This is a genomic window from Pseudomonas sp. 18058, from assembly GCF_902706155.1.
Lineage (GTDB): Bacteria > Pseudomonadota > Gammaproteobacteria > Pseudomonadales > Pseudomonadaceae > Aquipseudomonas > Aquipseudomonas rustica.
Genome location: NZ_CACSJY010000022.1, coordinates 20,286 through 39,070 on the forward strand (window position 1 = coordinate 20,286; position 18,785 = coordinate 39,070).

Here is an 18,785-nt window from a genome sequence, read left to right on the forward strand (position 1 = left end):
ACACCTGCTCCGTTCTCAGAAGGGACGAATCGTAGCACTGGTCGAATCCTGACTAATGATTCTGCACGCAAAACCCCAGCCGCCGCCGGAGCGGCCTTAGCACTTCATTAGCATGCTGTGTGGTGGCTGGGAAAAATAAGCTGTGACTTCGCCTCTGTGGGTCTTTCTGGAGGCGGTCACGGTAAGCCAGGTGCTAAGCAAGAAGTGACGGGCTCAAATGGAAAGCTGACAAATATACAAATAACCCTGAGCCCCCTCAGAGGCTCTATGAGCGGTGTTGTATCAAGCCTTGATGGCGGGCTTCATTGCACGTTGAACAGACGACAGGGACACACCAAGAGCTTTTGCTGCGTCCCTGTAACTCAGCTTGTCCACTGTGATCGCTTTGTGAATGTCATCATTGGATACGGCCTTGGTGCGTCCTGTGTAGACTCCTTTGGCCTTGGCCTTGGCGATGCCTTCACGTTGGCGCTCTTTGATCATTGAGCGTTCAAACTGAGCTACAGCGCCGATCATTGACAGCATCAGTTCCTGCATTGCGTTGTGCTCACCTGTGAAGTGGAGAGACTCCTTGTGGAACTTCACGGCTACACCCCTATCGGTGAAATCCTTCACCAGCTTCAACAGGTCTTCCAGACTACGAGCCAAACGGTCAATCGAATGCACATGGATTGTGTCGCCTTCACGCACATAGCCAATCATGTCTTGAAGGGCTGGACGTTCAGTTGTGGCGCCACTCACTTTGTCTGTGAATGTCTTGGTGAAGGTCAGGCCGTCAAGCTGACGATCTACGTTTTGGTCAACGGATGAAACTCGGATGTAAGCAACGTCAACCATTTTCGTGTGCTCCTGTAGTCATAGGGTCTAGAGGTTTACACTTTGCCTGTATTCAATCGTCAAAACAACTCTATGAATACGCTGATTTGTATTCACCCGATCAGTGGTCACAGGGTACACCCATTGAACACAATCCCACCGCTTGTCGCGTCGCTACGATTTTTTCCCAGAACGCCCAACGACACATCAGCGGATATCAATGATGGACTATTCCAGCACGCGACCAGTCCGGTCATAGCACCATCGGTGGCGTTGCGAACAATCGAGAGGGCGATATCATTCATGTACTGAATTGCCAAAAAGGTAGCCAGTGTGGATTTCGTAGATCAAGCGACTCGATCAAGAATGATGGCGACCGTTCGGAGCGCAAATACCCGACCGGAGATGATAGTCAGGAAATTCCTACACGCTCATGGCTATCGATTTCGACTACATCAGAAAATGCTACCCGGGAAACCCGACATTGTGATGCCAAAATACCGGACATGTATATTTGTCCATGGTTGTTTCTGGCATCACCATTCAGGATGTCGCTACGCGACAATGCCCAAGACCAGGTTCGAGTTCTGGAACGAAAAACTTCTACGTAACGTGGCAAGAGACACGGAAAACGTAAAAGCCTTAGAGCTCTTGGGTTGGCGAGTTTTGATCATTTGGGAATGCCAGCTAAAAAAAGGGCCGGACACACTTAATCAATTTCTTCAACAGCTGTGTCAAAAACAGAAAGGGCAAACGTGATCACTCGAACTTTTCTTTTCTATGCACCTTATGATGGCAAATAGTACATAGCGTAATAAGATTCTCCACCGAGTTCTTCCCACCTTTTGCGTGATGAAGAACATGGTGCAACTCAAGGTGCCTCGGGTCTGAGGCGTTCCACTTCGTGTGATCCCATGTGCAGTGCTGACAGGAGTGTCCATCTCTGACGAGCACTTTACCTCTAACATCATCGGGTATTCTTCGATCATGCGGCGGTGTTTGATTCATGTCTTCAAGCACATAAGCACCAATCGGTAAGTCCGGGCGCCCTGTCGTTTTGGTGGCAATAAACCATCCCTCTTCCGTTCTCAACTCTCGCACTCTGCGAGCCCATTCGGTTGAACCTTTGGCAACATATCGAAGCTCTTCACCTGTGACAGGTCGCCCCACATTCTTTTGAAAAAAAAGCAGCAACCTATCTTTCGCAGCAAGCTTCTCGTTACGAATTTCATTTGCAATGTTCCAACGAACTGCGGCATCCCTATCCTGCGTCTCATTAAGCAATACATAGTCATCAACCTTCAATGACTCGATACCTAGCGCGGTCAGATCGAGGTCTCCAGCCTTAACCATTTGTTGTGCCGTCACTCCTGTAACGATGCTCCAACCATGCTCAACACGAAGCTCACGAACACGCCTTGGCCAATCGTCAATGCCGGAGACCACCATCAGCTCATCACCTTTGATGACTTTGCGTGGATAGGCGACAAGATAAAAAATTATGCGCTCTCTAGCGGATGCCGCACTCGCTTTAGGAATTAAAGAGTTCCCCAAGTCCCGAAGAGCGTGAAAGCTGGGTATTAACGCGATAACTCTTACACGAAGGTCAGTATTCTTCAGCTCAGAACCGAAATTTTTAATCAGATCCAACAAGGCACATCGCAAGCTTTCTGGGTCACTCTGCAGTTTTGCTGAACGCCTTGCCAACTCTTCATCTCCCATGACGAACGAGTCGCCAACTAAATCAAGCACATAAAATTCAAATGCAGCAGGCTATCAACACCTAATCCAGCATATAAGGTTTCAGGCAATCAAGACTGGTAAGCTTAACTATGCCGCCTTTGCTTCAGACTTCGCACTCAGCACCCTCAATACGACTTTCGCAATGGCGCCAGCGAGAAGAGGCGGGACAGCGTTCCCTATCTGCCGGGCAATTTCAATTTTCGTCCCCTGAAAAGGGAAATCATCCGGAAATCCCATAATCCTTGCCGCTTCGCGGTGAGTTATCGGACGATGCTTTTCTGGATGCAAGTAACGGCCTTTCTCTGGTTTGAAAAACTCAGTTCTGATCGTCACGCTCGGCCTATCCCACCAAAGTCGTCCAAACAGATCAGTTCCACCGGACGTCTTCCGAATCCAACATGCTGGAGTAATCTCAGGTGCATTTCGCTGTAAATCAAAACGATTGCCACCAGGAGGAACAGCCTTGTAGCGAGCAAGACTTTTCTCTGTAGGAGTGCGGCCAAAATGCAAATTCAAAGGAGGAGCACAATCTCGAATTTGAATGCCTTCGGGCTCCGGCAAATCTGCTATCACATCTTTGACCGTTCTCCATGGATGGAGAAATCGATCATCTGGATTCTTGGAGTGCGTCTTAACCGGCAACTCTGGTGTTTCGATCAGGTCTTTTTTCCACCCAATAATAATCAGCCGTTTTCGAGTTTGGGCCACGCCATAATCGGCAGTGTTCACGACCTCGAAGATCATCTCAAAGCCCATGGATATTGCCCGAGATTGGATATCCAAAAACTCGCTTGAGCGAAGTAGCTCGGGGACATTTTCCATCACGAACATTTTGGCACCACACTGCTCCACAACGTCCATGTATGGCTCCCACAGTGCTCGACGGCCATCCCCCGTTCTGTTTTTGTTGAGAAGGCTAAAACCTTGGCAAGGCGGGCCTCCGATGACGATATCTGCAGCAGGAATGTCAGGGCTTGTCTGTAGCCAATCCTCAATGTTTCCTACCACCGCTGGAGCGGCGTATGCCTGCTCATGCGTTCGCATCGCTGCCGCATCATTATCGACCGACAGAACACACTCGAATCCACCGCAGAATCTCTCATCGGTGAAGCCGAGCGTCATGCCACCAGCACCGGAAAAAAGGTCGATCACACGGAATTTGTTAGGCGTCATATTGATTCGCATAGCTGATATTTTTTCATCGCCGGAGTATAGGGCAGGCGTCCTGAGCAAAACCATCAAGACAAGCCCAACCAGGGCAGAAGGTGACAGATTTCATCGTTGCCCCCCTTCTTCGAACAGAATTTTCTGGAGTAGCGTCCAGCAACGCCCTGCTTACTGTATATACCTACAGTACATTTTACGCGAGCAGCGAGTCAACCTGAAAGGGGAGCGAAGGGTAAGCGAATCTTCAATAGATAGCCTGCCTCTCCGACCAATGAAGCATCGCTGAGGTAAAACAGAAATCCTAGTTCAACTCAGGCTGCCATCAACCAATGTCTTTTCAAATTCTACGATGAGGTCTTTAAGACCAATTCCCAGGACATCACACAGATCGCGAAGCTGCACGATGTCCAAGCGACGTGTTCCGCTTTCGACGTCACTCATAAAGGACTGTGGACGATCCAGAGCCTTTGAGCACTGGACTTGAGTAAGGCCAGCCGCTTTCCTGTACTTCTTCAGCAGCGACAAAAGCACTGCGTGTTCGGGTCTATAGATCGTCTTGGACATGGATGACTGGCTACGAGTGGGCAGCCTACCAACCTATATCTGGTATTCAGATATCTGAATTTGGGATAAATTTAGTGCCAAGCGCCACCACTCAAACCACCAGCCATGTCGCAAGGATGAACCATGAACGAAAAGCTGTTTGTACTGACCAGCCAGAAGAGAAGCACCAACCACATCTTGCATGTGATTCTGACGGTACTGACGGGAGGGCTATGGTTGATCGTGTGGGGGATAACCATGCGAAACAATGACGCCCACAACAAAAGAATCGACAAGCAGATTAATCAGATCATGCTGTACAAAACACAGGGATTTAGTGACGCCGATACATACAAACAGGTCAAGAAAGACGAACTGGACTACGATGTACTTCAAGGTCGAGTGATATTCGTAGTACTGCTCGTAGTCTTTCTGTATTTCTACCTACGGTAATCCGATCGCACTGAAATCTAATCTTTGAACAGCATGTACACGGAATAATCATGAATGATCGATTGTATTACCTGACCAGCCAGAAGAAGAATACGAATCACATCTTGCACCTGTTGTTGTGCATACCAACCTGTGGCATCTGGTTGCTGATCTGGGGTATCACGATGCGAAGCAACGATAGGCACAACAGAAAGATTGACTGGCAAATCAGTCAGATCATGGAGAGCAAGGTACCAAGTGCGAAACAACACAGTTGGGTTGAGACTGATCGCACTTCCAAGTGGTGATCCTGATCGGTATTGGCCTCACCCAAGCGGAGCTTGAAGGGTTACTAACTCCTGGCTCCGCCAAGGTTCTTGCACCGAAAGCGTGAGCTTTAAACTGTATTCGACTACGGCGTGCACGCCGACAGTCCTTCGGATGTACTCCAGTAACTAAATGAACTTTACACAAATCCAGCTCTTTGCTTGTGATCTTGCTCTTGTTTGTTGGTGCAGAAGTGAATGCGTCCGCATTCGGTAGTATCCCGTCAGCTGACGCTGACAGTCATTGCACGTCACCTTCGGTGTAGCAGATCAAAAGCGAAGAGCTTTGATGTGTGTTGATATCATTTTATTAATTGGAGTGCTGATCCAGAATCGGGACGATACGACTTTTGTCCATGAAGCATGGGTATCCCACTCAGACGTTACCGTCTGGAGTAATACTCGGGTGGAGGGCGAAGCACCCACCCACCCATAGTATATATATGGTGGGCGTGAGTGGGTGATCCTTCCTGTCAGTATCCTGCTCCTGAAATGGCGAGTTCAACTTCTGGATAATGATCAGGGTGCAACCAGCCTTGTCCTTCACAGTAGTCCAAAAATGCATCATGCCACTTTGGCTCAGGGTGATGGGTCTTGATCACTGAAACGTTTACACCGGGAGCATCTGGAGTGCCTGCGAGCTGGTTGACCTGATCCAGCGTGCGTTCCTGTAGGAGTCCAACAGGTTCCTTAGAAAACCCTTTTACTGCCAGCTTGAGGATGTACCGTCGCGCTGCAAACTTTTGCTTTCTTCTGGCCAGTGCAAGATCAACTCCTTCTTCGACATTCTGTATTCCAGATGCCTGCATGAATTCATCTACAGCCTCTTGAATGGCATCTTGTACATTCAAAACACATTGCGTGATTACAGTGTTCGACTTGACTGGCTCGCTTGTATTGATCCAGTCCATAACGAAGATGGCCGACTGTCCTTCTGCTGTAGCACGTTCACGAATCCGTTCTCTCATTCGCTTGAGATGGTCAGCGGTATAACGCCCCTTGTATTTACCTTTTTCAGTATCCCAGTCAACACCGTAGCATTCGTTCATCGTGGATCGAAACTCGTAGTCCCTGATTCCAGTGCGACGAATCGCCATCGGATAACACAGGGCGACTGCACGCTCGAACGGGGATGTTGGGAGCTTTTCAACTACAGGCACGCCCTTGATGGCTTGGCGAACGTAATGCTCGGTTTCACCTGTTGCTTCAATTATCTTGCGTCGAGACATGCCCGTTCTATGGAGTGCGAGAACTTTTTCTTCGCGAGGATCAAGGATGGATGGCGACGTGGAGGACGCATCATCATTTGCAGCGTGGACGGTGGGAATCAGATTCAAAACGAATGGGTGTGACATGGATTGTTCTCCTGTGATTAGTTCGGTCTATAGGCGTTACCTCGGGTATTGCCGGTTTTATTGGTTAAATGCCGCACACAAAAAAGCCCCAATCTAAAACACTACTGTAACCGTGTTTGAGTGAGGCTCTTCGAGGTGTCGGTCTGTCCGTCGAGACAGGCGAGCATAATGCACTTTTATACTGCTCTTGTCAAGCTGCCTATTGACGACTTGAATATTTTCTGGGCTTTCATGGGATTAAGTGCGCTTGCGAGAAGCCCCCGTTTCCAGCTTGTAAGAGTACGATTATCCTTTTTCGCAAAACTCGTTCCAATCGCTGGAGAATGCTCTATTTTTTCCAGAAAGCCAGTCGTTTTCAAGTAAAACGATCTTAGCAGGGCTGACTAAAAGCATGAATCTGGTCGGACTTTGCCTATTATTGCTATTGCCTTTCAAGTCATAGAAGGCCGTGCCGCATACGCCTTCGGTTTTTCCGGACTTTAGAGTGGACAGACCTGAAACTCGAAGTGTCGTCACGTCTCCTATCCCGTGGAAGAGTGCCGCGTGGAATTTTACCTGATCTTCAAGTTCAGATTTTGAGGAGCCGCAGCCGGTGATTGCAGCTATAGACAGGCAAGTAAAGAAGACGTGGTTTTTCATGTCTGTCCCTTGAGAGTATTCACAACAGCAAAATATCATGAAGGCATCACTAGCGGGGCTCAATGTGATGCCAGACATTATGCCCCATTCGCTCCAAAACCAATTTCCATCGGAGAGAAAGGCCCCTGCTTAGTCCAGACAGCCATGTAAGCCCGTAAACACTGGACTGAACGACAGTTGTTCCTCAGAACACGACGAATCCAGTGCAGGTTATGCTCGGGTTTATCGATGGTAATTCGGGGTTATTGAATGTGCGTCAACGCCTCGGCCATCGCTTTGATCGGGATTCTGCTGCCATAGATGCCGAAGGTGACGGAGCTGTCTTCATGTCCCACCATTCGTTTGATCAGTGAGTCTTGCACGCCAGCATCACGCAGATCATCGATGAAGGTGTGGCGGAAACTGTGGAAGGTTTTGCGTGGATCGGTGATACCCAGTTTCGCCTTATAGCGGCCAAACCATTTCGAGGCTGCGTGCCCGAGCTTTCCTCGCACTGCTTCCAGTTTGGGGAATAGGCGATCATCCCCATTTGCCCTGACTGAGTCAGCGTGTTGCAACAAGCCCTGCTCGATCAGAGAAGGGTGCAGGGGAAGAACACGACGGCTGCTGGAGTTCTTCAGGTTCTGGCCTTCACAGCTGTCATCGATGCGGATGCACTGCATGCCCTGTTGCTCGATGAAGTCATCCACCCGCAATTGGCAGAGTTCTTCCAATCGTGCCCCAGTGGCTCGCCCTAGGAGCGGCAACCAGTAGCGCCATGGATGCTTTCGGGCTTCTGTTTTGAGTGCATCCAGATTGAGCAGGGTGGTCAGATCGTGTCGATCAAAGGACAACCGTGCCTCCTTGGCCGATCCAGTCATCACCTTCATGCCCACCAGAGGATTATCCGCTACATATCCATTTGTCTTGCACCAGTTCAGGAAGGCAGAGAGTTTGCGTAAGCGATTGTTCACGGTAACGGCTGTGATGGTCTTGTAAGTGGCGCCTGACTCAACCACCTGCTTTAGGGTCTTGCCCTCGTACTCGGGGCGTAGGCCAAAGTATTGCGGGCAGCGACTCAAACGATCTTTCAACAGGCGGGCTTGCTGGACGTCGAATGCTTCCACGGGCATGTCACCCATCAGTTCGAACAAGTCTCGTAATGAGCGTTCGACTTCGTGCGTGCTGACCTCACGCCATGTGCCACCACGTTTTCCTTCTTCTATATAGAGCTTGGATAAGCTGGCGAGGGTAGGGCCGTCGCTATTCCGCTTCATGGTGGCCGCTGGCGCCTTCCTTGGAGTAGTCTGGATTGGCTGCGTTGGGGTAGCATCTCGCCATTCCGAACACAGCCTACGCAGCGTCTGAAGGTCGGCCATGGGGTGGGCGTTCAAGTGGCTGTGGACTTGCTGGGCGAGTGAAGCAGCGAGGAACAGGGCGTTCTGCCGCTGCCGGATGTTCAGGCTCAAACGTAAAGTGTGACACCTCGGGAAGAGGTGCTTGGGCAGCTTGAGATTGAGGTAATAGAGCGCCCCGCGCTTGATCAGGTAAGCCATGGGTGTGACACCAAAGTGTGACAGCAAAGTGTGACAGTGCTGGCTACACCCCGAGCTTTTACTGCCGTGCAGGGAGTTTGCACGGTAGAGATATTGCAACCCAAAGAGCCTGAAACCCTTGCCCCGTAAGGCCCGCAACGATTGCCGAACATGCTGGCATGCCACCTGGTCAGAGCCGGAAGGCAGCAGCCACAGCGGGAACATTGTGTGCCGGGGTGTGGCTGGTGGGGTCGCCACCTTAACGAACAATCGAACGCTTCAACCAGAACTGCATGGGTTTCACCCACTGCGGTTTTTTTGTGTCTGCGATTAAGCGGTTCACACAGATCCCTTGTAGGAGTGAGCCTGCTCGCGATGGCGTCCTGTCTGCTATAAATGTGTTGGCTGATACACCGCCATCGCGAGCAGGCTCACTCCTACAGGGGTTAGCGATCGCTCTCAGGGTGGCCGGTGTAAAGCCGGATAATCTCATCAATCTCCCCCGACATTTTCATCCGCAACAACGTGCGCAAGATCCGTTGCACCGGCACCTTCGGGTCGTTCCTTACATAACAACCAACCTTCTGCTCCTGCAACACCGCCACCGCTTGCAGTTGCTGCGCCGGCGTCAGTCGCTGATTAAACCAGTCCAGCGTCCACTGATTGCTCACCGCATAGCGATAACGCCCGGCCAGCAACTTCTCCAACACCTGCTCCTGATTGCGCGCATCTTCGCGGTGCAAGTGATCGGTATCGAACAGTGGTTGCAGGGTAGGGTAGATGTAGCCAAGCACGGTGCCGATGGATTGGCGGGGCAGGGTGGCGGGGTTGATGCTGACGGGCTGATCCTTGCGACTGACCAACAGATCACGCTGGAACAACAGCGGCAGACTCCAGATGTAATCCCCAGACTGATTCGGCAGCCACGACTGCGCGGCATAGCAGCGCACATCAATCTCGCCGTGCTCCATGGCGCTCTGCACCCGGGCACGCGGCAGCACGTGAAACTCGGCCGGCGCGCCGACTTGGGTGGCGAGGCTGAGCATGATGTCGTAGAGGATGCCCTGGGTCGGGCGGCCGCGTTCGTATTGCACCATCGGCATCGCCCAACTGTCGGGCATGGCAAAGCGCAGCGGTGGCTCGGCGGCCGCCACGCTCAGGCTGAATCCCAGCAGTGCCCCCACGGCCCAACGCATAAACGCTCCGGTAATTCCCTGTCCTGAGCCGATAAAAGCCTCTGCTCATGGAGCTTAGCCACATTAGACGAGGACATCGGATGCAATTTTGCCCTTGCTCCGCTAGCATTAGCCGCTTCTGCTTCCTTCGCTGCGACGGTTTTCGATGAGTTATCAGGTTCTTGCACGTAAATGGCGTCCGCGCTCGTTCCGCGAAATGGTCGGCCAGACCCATGTGCTCAAAGCTCTGATCAATGCCTTGGACAGCCAGCGGCTGCACCACGCGTACCTGTTTACCGGGACGCGCGGGGTGGGTAAAACCACGATTGCGCGGATCATTGCCAAATGCCTGAACTGTGAGACAGGTATCACTTCCAGCCCGTGCGGCGAGTGCTCGGTGTGCCGTGAAATCGACGAGGGCCGCTTTGTCGACCTGATCGAGATCGACGCCGCGAGCCGCACCAAGGTCGAAGACACCCGCGAGTTGCTCGACAACGTGCAGTACGCGCCGAGCCGTGGGCGCTTCAAGGTCTACCTGATCGACGAAGTGCACATGCTTTCCAGCCATTCCTTCAATGCGCTGCTGAAAACCCTCGAAGAACCGCCGCCGTACGTCAAGTTCATCCTCGCGACCACCGACCCGCAGAAACTTCCAGCAACGATTTTGTCGCGCTGCCTTCAGTTCTCACTGAAGAACATGACGCCGGAGCGCGTGGTCGAGCATTTGACCCACGTTCTAACCGCCGAAAGCGTGCCGTTCGAAGACGACGCGCTGTGGCTGCTCGGTCGCGCCGCTGACGGTTCGATGCGTGACGCCATGAGCCTGACCGATCAGGCCATTGCTTTCGGTGAAGGCAAGGTGCTCGCCACCGACGTGCGGGCGATGCTCGGCACGCTGGATCACGGTCAGGTCTTTGACATACTGCATTCGTTGATTGAAGGCGATGCCAAGGCATTGCTTGAAGCGGTGCGCCACCTGGCCGAGCAGGGCCCTGACTGGAACGGCGTGCTCTCGGAAATTCTTAACGTTCTGCACCGCGTCGCTATCGCGCAAGCGCTGCCGGAAGGCGTCGACAACGGCCATGGCGATCGCGATCGCGTGTTGGCGCTGGCGCAAGCCTTGCCGGCCGAAGACGTGCAGTTCTATTACCAGATGGGCCTGATCGGCCGCCGCGATTTGCCGCTGGCGCCGGACCCGCGCGGCGGTTTCGAAATGGTGCTGCTGCGAATGCTGGCCTTCCGGCCGGCTGATACGGCGGACGCCCCGAGGCAACCGCTAAAGCCAGTGGGGATCAGCCAGGCCACAGTTGATTCCGCAAATTCAGTGGCTGCCGCGCCTAAACCTGCGCCGGTGGTTGCTGCGGCTGTTGCCCCGACGCCGGCTCCTGTAACAGCACCTGCGCCGGCTCCAGAGCCTGCGCCGGTTGCTCCAGTTGCTCCAGTTGCCGAGCCAGAGCCAGAGCCAACGCCCGTCGTCGCTGAAGCCGTTGTCGATCTGCCGTGGAACGACCCGGTAGAAGCCGAGGCCGAGCCAGAACCCGAGCCAGCTCAGCAACCTGCCGTCGAGCCTATGCTGGAGACCGCTGCTGAGCAACCCGAGTTGCCGCCGATGCCGTTGCCGACCCCGGACAGCGTCGTTCCTGACGCGCCGGAATGGGCCGCCGCGCCAATTCCAGAGCCTTCAGTCGCTGACGTCGATGCCGCCACGCCGGGCACCGACATGGACGATGAGCCGCCGCTGGACGAGGATTACATCGAGCCGGACATGGACTCGGCGTACAGCTACCTCGACGAACTGGCCAGCGAACACGCTGCCGATCCAGAGCCGGAACCCGAACCTGAGCCCGCAGCGGCGCCAGCCACCGGTCTGGCCTTGCAATGGCTTGAGCTGTTCCCGAAACTGCCGATCTCCGGCATGACCGGCAGCATCGCCGCCAACTGTACGTTGATCGCGGTTGATGGCGATCATTGGCTGATGCACCTCGATCCGGCGCACAGTGCGCTGTTCAACGCCACGCAGCAGCGACGTCTGAACGATGCGTTGAACCAGTTCCACGGTCGCACGCTGACGCTGACCATCGAGCTGATCAAACCCGAGCAGGAGACCCCGGCTCAGGCCGCCTCCCGTCGCCGGGCCAACCGTCAGCGCGAAGCGGAGGAGTCGATTCATGGCGATCCGTTCATCCAGCAGATGGTTCAGCAGTTTGGCGCGGTGGTGCGACACGATACTATTGAACCTGTCGACGCCTTGGTCGCCCAAGGCTAATAACTGAAGGTGCTCGGCCTCCATGGCCGGGCGCTGTTTTGATCCAAGTACTTTTGAGGTGATTCCCATGATGAAAGGTGGCATGGCCGGCCTGATGAAGCAGGCGCAGCAGATGCAGGAAAAAATGGCCAAGATGCAGGAAGAACTGGCCAACGCCGAAGTCACCGGTAAGGCCGGCGGCGATATGGTCACCGTGGTGATGACCGGTCGTCACGACCTCAAGCGCGTCAGCATCGACCCAACCCTGCTGCCGGGTCTGGACGAAGACGACCGTGAAGTGATCGAAGACCTGGTCGCCGCCGCCGTCAACGACGCCGTGCGCAAGATCGAAGCCAGCAGCCAGGAAAAAATGGGCGGCATGACCGCCGGCATGAACTTGCCTGCGGGTATGAAACTGCCATTCTGATTCGCCAACCGGCGGCAGATGAGCTACACAAAATGCCAGGCATTGCGCCTGGCATTTTTGTTTCTGCCTCATTAACACCGCACCCTGTAGGAGCTGTCGAGTGAAACGAGGCTGCGATCTTTTGATCCTGTTGTTTTCACAAGCAAGATCAAAAGATCGCAGCGTGCCGCAGCTCCTACATGAATGTCGTACGAAACATCGAACACCCCACCGCCTCAACGGTCTGCTCCCTATACCCGCTGAATTCATCATTCACAGGAGACGCTGACATGTCCGACCCTCTTACCCTCAATCAACGCTTTGTCCTCGCCTCGCGTCCGGTTGGCGCGCCGACCCCGGAAAACTTCCGTCTCGAACGCGAAGCGCTGCCCGATCTGCAGGACGGCCAGATACTGCTGAAAACCCTCTACCTGTCCCTCGACCCCTACATGCGTGGGCGCATGAGTGATGCACCGTCCTACGCCGCGCCCGTCGAAATCGGCGAGGTGATGACCGGTGGCGCTGTCAGTCGCGTCGAAGACTCGCGTCATCCGAAGTTTCATAAGGGTGATCTGGTGGTCGGTGCCACAGGCTGGCAAAGCCACAGCATCAGCGATGGCCGCAACATCATCCCGATCCCGTCCGGGTTGCCGAGCCCGTCGATGGCCCTCGGTGTGCTGGGCATGCCCGGCATGACCGCGTACATGGGATTGATGGACATCGGTCAGCCGAAAGAAGGCGAGACCCTCGTCGTCGCTGCCGCGTCCGGTGCTGTCGGTTCGGTGGTCGGCCAGGTGGCGAAGATCAAAGGCCTGCGCGCGGTCGGTGTCGCCGGTGGTGCCGAGAAGTGCAAATACGTGGTCGAGGAATTGGGCTTCGAAGCCTGCATCGATCACAAGGCTGACGACTTCGCCGAGCAACTGGCCAAGGCGTGCCCGAATGGCATCGACATCTATTACGAAAACGTTGGCGGCCACGTATTCGACGCGGTCGTGCCGTTGCTCAACCCCAAAGCGCGCATCCCGCTGTGCGGCCTGATCGCCGGTTACAACGCCTCTGAAGCCCCGAAAGGCCCGGATCGTCTGCCGATGCTGCAGCGTACGTTGCTGACCAAACGCGTACGCATTCAGGGCTTCATCGTCTTTGATGACTACGGCGATCGTCAGCCGGAATTCATCAGCGCGATGGTGCCGTGGGTGCGCGATGGCAAGGTGAAATTCCGCGAAGACGTGGTCGATGGCCTGGAGCAGGCGCCGGAAGCATTTATCGGTCTGCTGGAGGGACGTAACTTCGGCAAACTGGTGGTGCGGGTCGCTCAGGACTGAGTATTTGACGCTGGCCAGAGGCGCGGGTATAAACCGCGTCTCGTTGTTTTGTCGGACTTTTTACCCATGAGCTTCAGCCCTTTGATTCGCCAACTGATCGACGCCCTGCGCACCTTGCCCGGCGTGGGTCAGAAAACCGCCCAGCGCATGGCGTTGCAGATGCTCGAGCGAGATCGCAGCGGCGGTCTGCGTCTGGCCCAGGCCTTGAGCCAAGCCATGGAAGGGGTCGGTCACTGCCGCCAATGCCGCACGCTGACCGAAGACGATCTGTGCCCGCAATGCGCCGACACCCGCCGCGACGACACGTTGCTGTGCGTTGTCGAAGGGCCGATGGATGTCTATGCGGTCGAGCAAACTGGCTTCCGTGGCCGCTACTTTGTGCTCAAGGGGCATTTGTCGCCGCTGGACGGTCTCGGGCCTGAGGCGATCGGTATTCCGCAACTGATGGCGCGGATTGAGGAGGCAGGGACGTTTGCTGAAGTGATCCTTGCGACCAATCCTACGGTTGAGGGTGAAGCCACAGCGCATTACATCGCGCAGTTGTTGCAGAACAAAGGCCTGATCGCTTCGCGGATTGCTCACGGTGTGCCGTTGGGTGGCGAACTGGAACTGGTGGATGGCGGCACGCTGGCGCATTCGTTTGCCGGGCGGAAACCGATTTCCCTCTGAATCCTGGGTTGCCTGTTCTGACGCCTTCGCGAGCAAGCCCGCTCCCACAGAGGATTTGCGAACGACACAAAACCAATGTGGGAGAGGGCTTGCTCGCGAATGGCTCACCTCGGTCTACCTGATTCACACAATTCTGTTGAAAACCAAGCAAGCGCTCGGTTAAGTTCGGCGAATCCTTCCGTGGAGCTCGCCCATGCCTGCCTTTCAGGAATACTTCGATCCCAGCCATCAATTAGTCCGCGACAGCGTCAGACGTTTCGTCGAACGTGAGGTCCTGCCGGACATTGACCAGTGGGAAGAAGCCGAAAGCTTCCCCCGTGAGCTGTACCTGAAGGCTGGTGCCGCCGGCATCCTCGGCATCGGCTACCCGGAAGCGCTCGGTGGCAGCCATGAGGGCGATCTCTTCGCCAAGGTCGCCGCCAGTGAGGAATTGATGCGCTGCGGCTCTGGTGGCCTGGTAGCGGGGCTTGGCTCGCTGGATATCGGTCTGCCGCCGATCGCCAAATGGGCGCGCCCTGAAGTGCGAGATCGCGTCGTGCCGCAAGTGCTCAGCGGCGAAAAGATCAGCGCCTTGGCGGTTACCGAGCCCGGTGGCGGCTCTGACGTCGCCAACCTGCAAACCCGCGCCGTGCGTGACGGCGATTTCTATCGGGTCAGCGGCAGCAAAACCTTTATCACCAGTGGCGTGCGCGCGGATTTCTACACCGTCGCGGTACGCACCGGTGCGCCAGGCTTCGGTGGCATCAGCCTGTTGATGATCGAGAAGGGCACACCCGGTTTCACCGTGGGTCGTCAGTTGAAGAAAATGGGCTGGTGGGCGTCGGACACGGCTGAATTGTTCTTCGACGATTGCCGTGTGCCTGTAGGAAATCTGATCGGCGCCGAGAACATGGGCTTCGCCTGCATCATGGGCAATTTTCAGAGCGAACGCCTGGCCTTGGCGCTGATGGCCAACATGACCGCGCAACTGGCGCTGGAACAGAGCCTGAAGTGGGCGCGCGAGCGTGAAGCCTTTGGCAAACCGATTGGCAAGTTTCAGGTGATCAAGCATCGACTGGCCGAAATGGCTACGGCGCTGGAGGTGTCGCGCGAATTCACTTATCGGCAAGCGGCAAAAATGGCGGCGGGGCAAAGTGTGATCAAGGAGATTTCCATGGCGAAGAACTTTGCCACGGACACCTCGGATCGGATTACCACGGAGGCGGTGCAGATTCTTGGTGGGCTTGGGTATATGCGCGAGAGTCTGGTGGAGCGGCTGTATCGGGATAACCGCATCTTGTCGATTGGCGGCGGGACGCGGGAAGTGATGAACGAGATCATCAGCAAACAGATGGGGCTTTAAAGTCAAAAGATCGCAGCCTTCGGCAGCTCCTACAGGGAAACGCACATCCCAATGTAGGAGCTGCCGAAGGCTGCGATCTTTTGCTCTTGATTACTTATCGGTCAACGCAAACTGCGTCAGGCAGAAGGTCGGGATACCCATGTCCTGCAGTCGCTGCGAACCTTGCAGCTCCGGCAGGTCAATAATCGCCGCCGCCTCATGCACCCGCGCGCCCATGCGACGAATCAGGTTGGCCGCCGCAATCAGCGTGCCGCCGGTGGCGATCAAATCATCAAACATCACCACCGAATCGCCTTCGCACAGGCTATCAGCGTGCACTTCCAGAAACGCTTCGCCGTATTCGGTCGCGTAACCTTCAGCGAGCACGTCCGCCGGCAGTTTGCCTTGCTTGCGGAACAGCACCAGTGGCTTGTTCAACTGATAGGCCAGTACCGAACCGATCAGAAAACCGCGCGCATCCATCGCGCCGATGTGGGTGAAATCGGCTTCCACGTAGCGGTGGGCGAAGCTGTCCATCACCAGGCGCAGGGCCGTGGGCGATTGGAACAGCGGGGTGATGTCGCGAAAGATCACGCCCGGTTTCGGGAAGTCGATCACGGGGCGGATCAGGGATTTGATGTCGAAGGAGTCGAAGACCATCGTCGAGGTGTCCTGGCAGGGCTGCAAACGGCGCAGTATACCCGCGGCTGAAACGCTTCGCTCAACCGCGGATCGAGATCAGCCTTCTAACGAACCACCGGCCAGCGCGCAGAGCTGGATCGGGTCGAGGATGTGAATCTCCTTGCCCTCGGCGGCGATCAGCTGGTTTTGCTGGAAGCGAGTGAACACGCGGGACACGGTTTCCACCGCCAGACCCAAGTAGTTGCCGATTTCGTTACGCGACATTGCAAGGCGGAATTGATTGGCCGAAAAACCGCGAGCGCGGAAGCGCGCGGACAGGTTGACCAAAAACGTGGCGATACGCTCGTCGGCGGTTTTCTTCGACAGCAGCAACATCATTTGCTGGTCATCGCGGATTTCGCGGCTCATCACGCGCATCAACTGACGGCGCAACTGCGGCAATTGCAGGGCCAGTTCGTCGAGGCGTTCAAAGGGGATTTCGCAAACCGAGGTGGTTTCCAGTGCCTGGGCGGACACCGGGTGTTTCTCGGTGTCCATGCCGGACAGGCCGACCAGCTCGCTTGGCAAGTGGAAGCCAGTCAGTTGTTCTTCGCCGGAATCGCTCAGGCTGAAGGTCTTCAGAGCGCCGGAGCGTACTGCAAAAACGGAATCGAATGTGTCGCCCTGGCGGAACAGGAACTCACCCTTTTTCAACGGGCGGCCACGTTTAACGATCTCGTCCAGCGCATCCATGTCTTCCAGATTCAGAGAAAGTGGCAGGCAGAGAGGGGCCAGGCTGCAATCCTTGCAATGGGCCTGGTTATGAGCGCGCAGTTTAACTGGCTCGGACATTTCTTTAATCCTTGTGGGAAATCACACATAAGACGTAAGGGTAACCCACAAGAGGACGTTCAGGCCAGTGTGTGGCGCGTCTGGCCTGCCGGCAAAGTCTCGCTGTCCGGACTGGTTCATTTTGCTGGGCGCTCAGATCACCCGGGAAAAACGCTGGCGGTTTTGCTGCTCCAGGTAAGCGTCAAACACCATGCACACCGAACGCACCAGCAAGCGTCCCGCCGGCAGAATCGCGATGCAATCACGATCCAGAGTGATCAAGCCATCGTTGGCCATGCCTTGGAATTGTGGCCATAGCGCGCCGAAGTAACCCTGAAAATCGATGTTGAACTGCTGCTCGATCTCGGCGAAATCCAGACTGAAGTTGCAGATGAGTTGCTGAATCACCGCGCGTCGTAGCCGATCATCGGCGTTGCACACCAAGCCACGGCTGGTCGCCAGTTGCGCGGCGGCGAGGCTGTTCTGGTATTCGTTCAGATCGCTGCTGTTCTGGCAGTACAGGTCGCCAATCTGGCTGATCGCCGAAACCCCCAGACCAATCAGATCGCAATGGCCGTGGGTGGTGTAGCCCTGGAAGTTGCGTTGCAGGGTTTCCTCCTCCTGAGCAATCGCCAGTTCGTCATCGGGCAGGGCGAAGTGATCCATGCCGATGTAGCGGTAACCGGCGGCGATCAATTGTTCGGTGGTGCGCTGAAACATCTCCAGTTTCTGCGCCGGGCTCGGCAGTTCGCTGGTGTTGATCCGCCGCTGCGGCATAAAGCGTTCCGGCAAGTGCGCGTAGTTGAACACCGAGAGCCGATCCGGTTGCAGGCTGATGACTTCCTCGACGGTACGGGCGAAGTTGTCCGGGGTCTGTTTGGGCAGGCCGTAAATCAGGTCGATGTTGATCGAGCGAAATTGCAGGGTGCGCGCCGCATCGATCACCGCGCGGGTTTCTTCCAGACTTTGCAGGCGATTGACGGCGCGTTGTACGGCCGGATCAAGGTCTTGCAGGCCGATGCTGACGCGATTGAAACCGAGTTCACGCAGCAGGCCCATGGTCGACCAGTCGGCTTCGCGCGGGTCGATTTCGATGCCGTAATCGCCGGAATCATCATCCAGCAGATTGAAATGCTTGCGCAGGTGCGCCATCAACTGACGCAGTTCATCGTGGCTGAGAAAGGTCGGGGTGCCGCCGCCGAAGTGCAGTTGCTCGACTTTTTGTGCGGGGTCGAGGTGGCAGGCGATCAACTGGATTTCCTGCTCCAGACGTTGCAGGTACGGCAGGGCGCGGCCGCGATCCTTGGTGATGACCTTGTTGCAGGCGCAGTAGTAGCAAATGTTCGCGCAGAACGGCAAGTGCACATACAGCGACAACGGGCGCAGGGCCTTGCGGCTGTCGCGCAGAGCGTGAAACAGATCGAACGAGCCGACCTGACTGTGAAATTGCACGGCCGTCGGATACGAGGTGTAGCGCGGTCCCGCGAGATCGTAACGGCGAATCAGATCAGAGTCCCAACGAATGGCGTCGAGCATGCGGGCATTCCCCCGAATAGGCTGGCAGTGTGGGGGGAGTCTATCGGGGTGCGGCGATGAGGCACTTGATTTGCATCAACCGCAGGAGATCAAAAGATCGCAGCCTTCGGCAGCTCCTACT

At 55.4% G+C, this 18,785-nt stretch carries 18 protein-coding genes; 7 read left to right on the forward strand and 11 right to left on the reverse strand.

Annotation, left to right across the window (positions count from 1 at the left end; translation table 11 throughout):
* Nucleotides 1-282: 282 nt before the first annotated feature.
* Entirely contained in the window at nt 283-837 is a 555-nt protein-coding gene (locus tag GVL50_RS14100) for a recombinase family protein (protein ID WP_159813714.1), read from the reverse strand.
* Nucleotides 838-1,149: 312 nt separating this feature from the next.
* Here GVL50_RS14100 and GVL50_RS14105 point away from each other — a divergent pair, with 312 nt between their 5' ends.
* On the forward strand, nt 1,150-1,575 hold the full coding sequence (locus GVL50_RS14105) for a very short patch repair endonuclease (RefSeq protein ID WP_159813716.1): 426 nt from the start codon (nt 1,150-1,152) through the stop codon (nt 1,573-1,575).
* Here GVL50_RS14105 and GVL50_RS14110 read toward each other — a convergent pair whose 3' ends face one another.
* From GVL50_RS14110 to GVL50_RS14120, 3 genes are all read right to left on the reverse strand, one after another.
* Complete coding sequence (locus GVL50_RS14110; RefSeq protein ID WP_218586041.1) at nt 1,576-2,568, reverse strand: HNH endonuclease; 993 nt, start codon at nt 2,566-2,568, stop codon at nt 1,576-1,578.
* A 78-nt stretch (nt 2,569-2,646) separates the two neighbouring features.
* Entirely contained in the window at nt 2,647-3,798 is a 1,152-nt protein-coding gene (locus tag GVL50_RS14115; RefSeq protein ID WP_256671866.1) for a DNA cytosine methyltransferase, read from the reverse strand.
* A 234-nt stretch (nt 3,799-4,032) separates the two neighbouring features.
* Nucleotides 4,033-4,290: a helix-turn-helix domain-containing protein gene (locus GVL50_RS14120; protein ID WP_159813718.1), complete on the reverse strand. Its 258-nt coding sequence runs from the start codon at nt 4,288-4,290 to the stop codon at nt 4,033-4,035.
* A gap of 123 nt (nt 4,291-4,413) precedes the next feature.
* Between GVL50_RS14120 and GVL50_RS14125 the strand changes: the two genes are divergently transcribed.
* Nucleotides 4,414-4,722 (forward strand): hypothetical protein, encoded by a 309-nt coding sequence (locus tag GVL50_RS14125; protein WP_159813720.1) that lies wholly within the window; start codon nt 4,414-4,416, stop codon nt 4,720-4,722.
* A gap of 778 nt (nt 4,723-5,500) precedes the next feature.
* On the opposite strand, the gene GVL50_RS14130 is transcribed toward GVL50_RS14125, so the two are convergent.
* The 4 genes from GVL50_RS14130 to GVL50_RS14145 all read right to left on the reverse strand — a co-directional run bounded on the left by GVL50_RS14130 (nt 5,501) and on the right by GVL50_RS14145 (nt 9,731).
* Nucleotides 5,501-6,382: a hypothetical protein gene (locus GVL50_RS14130; RefSeq protein ID WP_159813722.1), complete on the reverse strand. Its 882-nt coding sequence runs from the start codon at nt 6,380-6,382 to the stop codon at nt 5,501-5,503.
* Between the two features lie 285 nt (nt 6,383-6,667).
* A complete protein-coding gene (locus tag GVL50_RS14135; RefSeq protein ID WP_159813724.1) occupies nt 6,668-7,021 on the reverse strand; it encodes a hypothetical protein in 354 nt (117 codons plus the stop codon).
* A gap of 242 nt (nt 7,022-7,263) precedes the next feature.
* Nucleotides 7,264-8,556, reverse strand: coding sequence for a site-specific integrase (locus tag GVL50_RS14140; RefSeq protein WP_159813726.1), 1,293 nt, complete (start codon nt 8,554-8,556; stop codon nt 7,264-7,266).
* Nucleotides 8,557-8,981: 425 nt separating this feature from the next.
* A complete protein-coding gene (locus GVL50_RS14145) occupies nt 8,982-9,731 on the reverse strand; it encodes an ABC transporter substrate-binding protein (protein WP_159813728.1) in 750 nt (249 codons plus the stop codon).
* 145 nt (nt 9,732-9,876) lie between these two features.
* On the opposite strand from GVL50_RS14145, the gene dnaX reads away from it, so the two are divergent.
* The 5 genes from dnaX (at nt 9,877) to GVL50_RS14170 (ending at nt 15,697) form a co-directional block, all read left to right on the forward strand.
* A complete protein-coding gene (gene dnaX / locus GVL50_RS14150; protein ID WP_159813730.1) occupies nt 9,877-11,976 on the forward strand; it encodes a DNA polymerase III subunit gamma/tau in 2,100 nt (699 codons plus the stop codon).
* A 67-nt stretch (nt 11,977-12,043) separates the two neighbouring features.
* The gene (locus GVL50_RS14155; RefSeq protein ID WP_053118768.1) at nt 12,044-12,382 is read left to right on the forward strand and encodes a YbaB/EbfC family nucleoid-associated protein; all 339 of its coding nucleotides are present in this window, start codon (nt 12,044-12,046) and stop codon (nt 12,380-12,382) included.
* 269 nt (nt 12,383-12,651) lie between these two features.
* Entirely contained in the window at nt 12,652-13,686 is a 1,035-nt protein-coding gene (locus tag GVL50_RS14160) for an NADP-dependent oxidoreductase (RefSeq protein WP_159813732.1), read from the forward strand.
* A 66-nt stretch (nt 13,687-13,752) separates the two neighbouring features.
* Nucleotides 13,753-14,355, forward strand: a complete 603-nt coding sequence (recR, locus tag GVL50_RS14165) for a recombination mediator RecR (protein ID WP_008088815.1) — start codon at nt 13,753-13,755, stop codon at nt 14,353-14,355.
* 193 nt (nt 14,356-14,548) lie between these two features.
* Nucleotides 14,549-15,697, forward strand: a complete 1,149-nt coding sequence (locus tag GVL50_RS14170; RefSeq protein WP_159813734.1) for an acyl-CoA dehydrogenase family protein — start codon at nt 14,549-14,551, stop codon at nt 15,695-15,697.
* Between the two features lie 90 nt (nt 15,698-15,787).
* On the opposite strand, the gene GVL50_RS14175 is transcribed toward GVL50_RS14170, so the two are convergent.
* The 3 genes from GVL50_RS14175 to hemN all read right to left on the reverse strand — a co-directional run bounded on the left by GVL50_RS14175 (nt 15,788) and on the right by hemN (nt 18,664).
* Nucleotides 15,788-16,336: an adenine phosphoribosyltransferase gene (locus GVL50_RS14175; protein WP_024012326.1), complete on the reverse strand. Its 549-nt coding sequence runs from the start codon at nt 16,334-16,336 to the stop codon at nt 15,788-15,790.
* 78 nt (nt 16,337-16,414) lie between these two features.
* A complete protein-coding gene (gene fnr, locus GVL50_RS14180; RefSeq protein ID WP_053118774.1) occupies nt 16,415-17,149 on the reverse strand; it encodes a fumarate/nitrate reduction transcriptional regulator Fnr in 735 nt (244 codons plus the stop codon).
* Between the two features lie 132 nt (nt 17,150-17,281).
* A complete protein-coding gene (gene hemN, locus GVL50_RS14185) occupies nt 17,282-18,664 on the reverse strand; it encodes an oxygen-independent coproporphyrinogen III oxidase (protein WP_159813736.1) in 1,383 nt (460 codons plus the stop codon).
* Between the last annotated feature and the right edge of the window lie 121 nt (nt 18,665-18,785).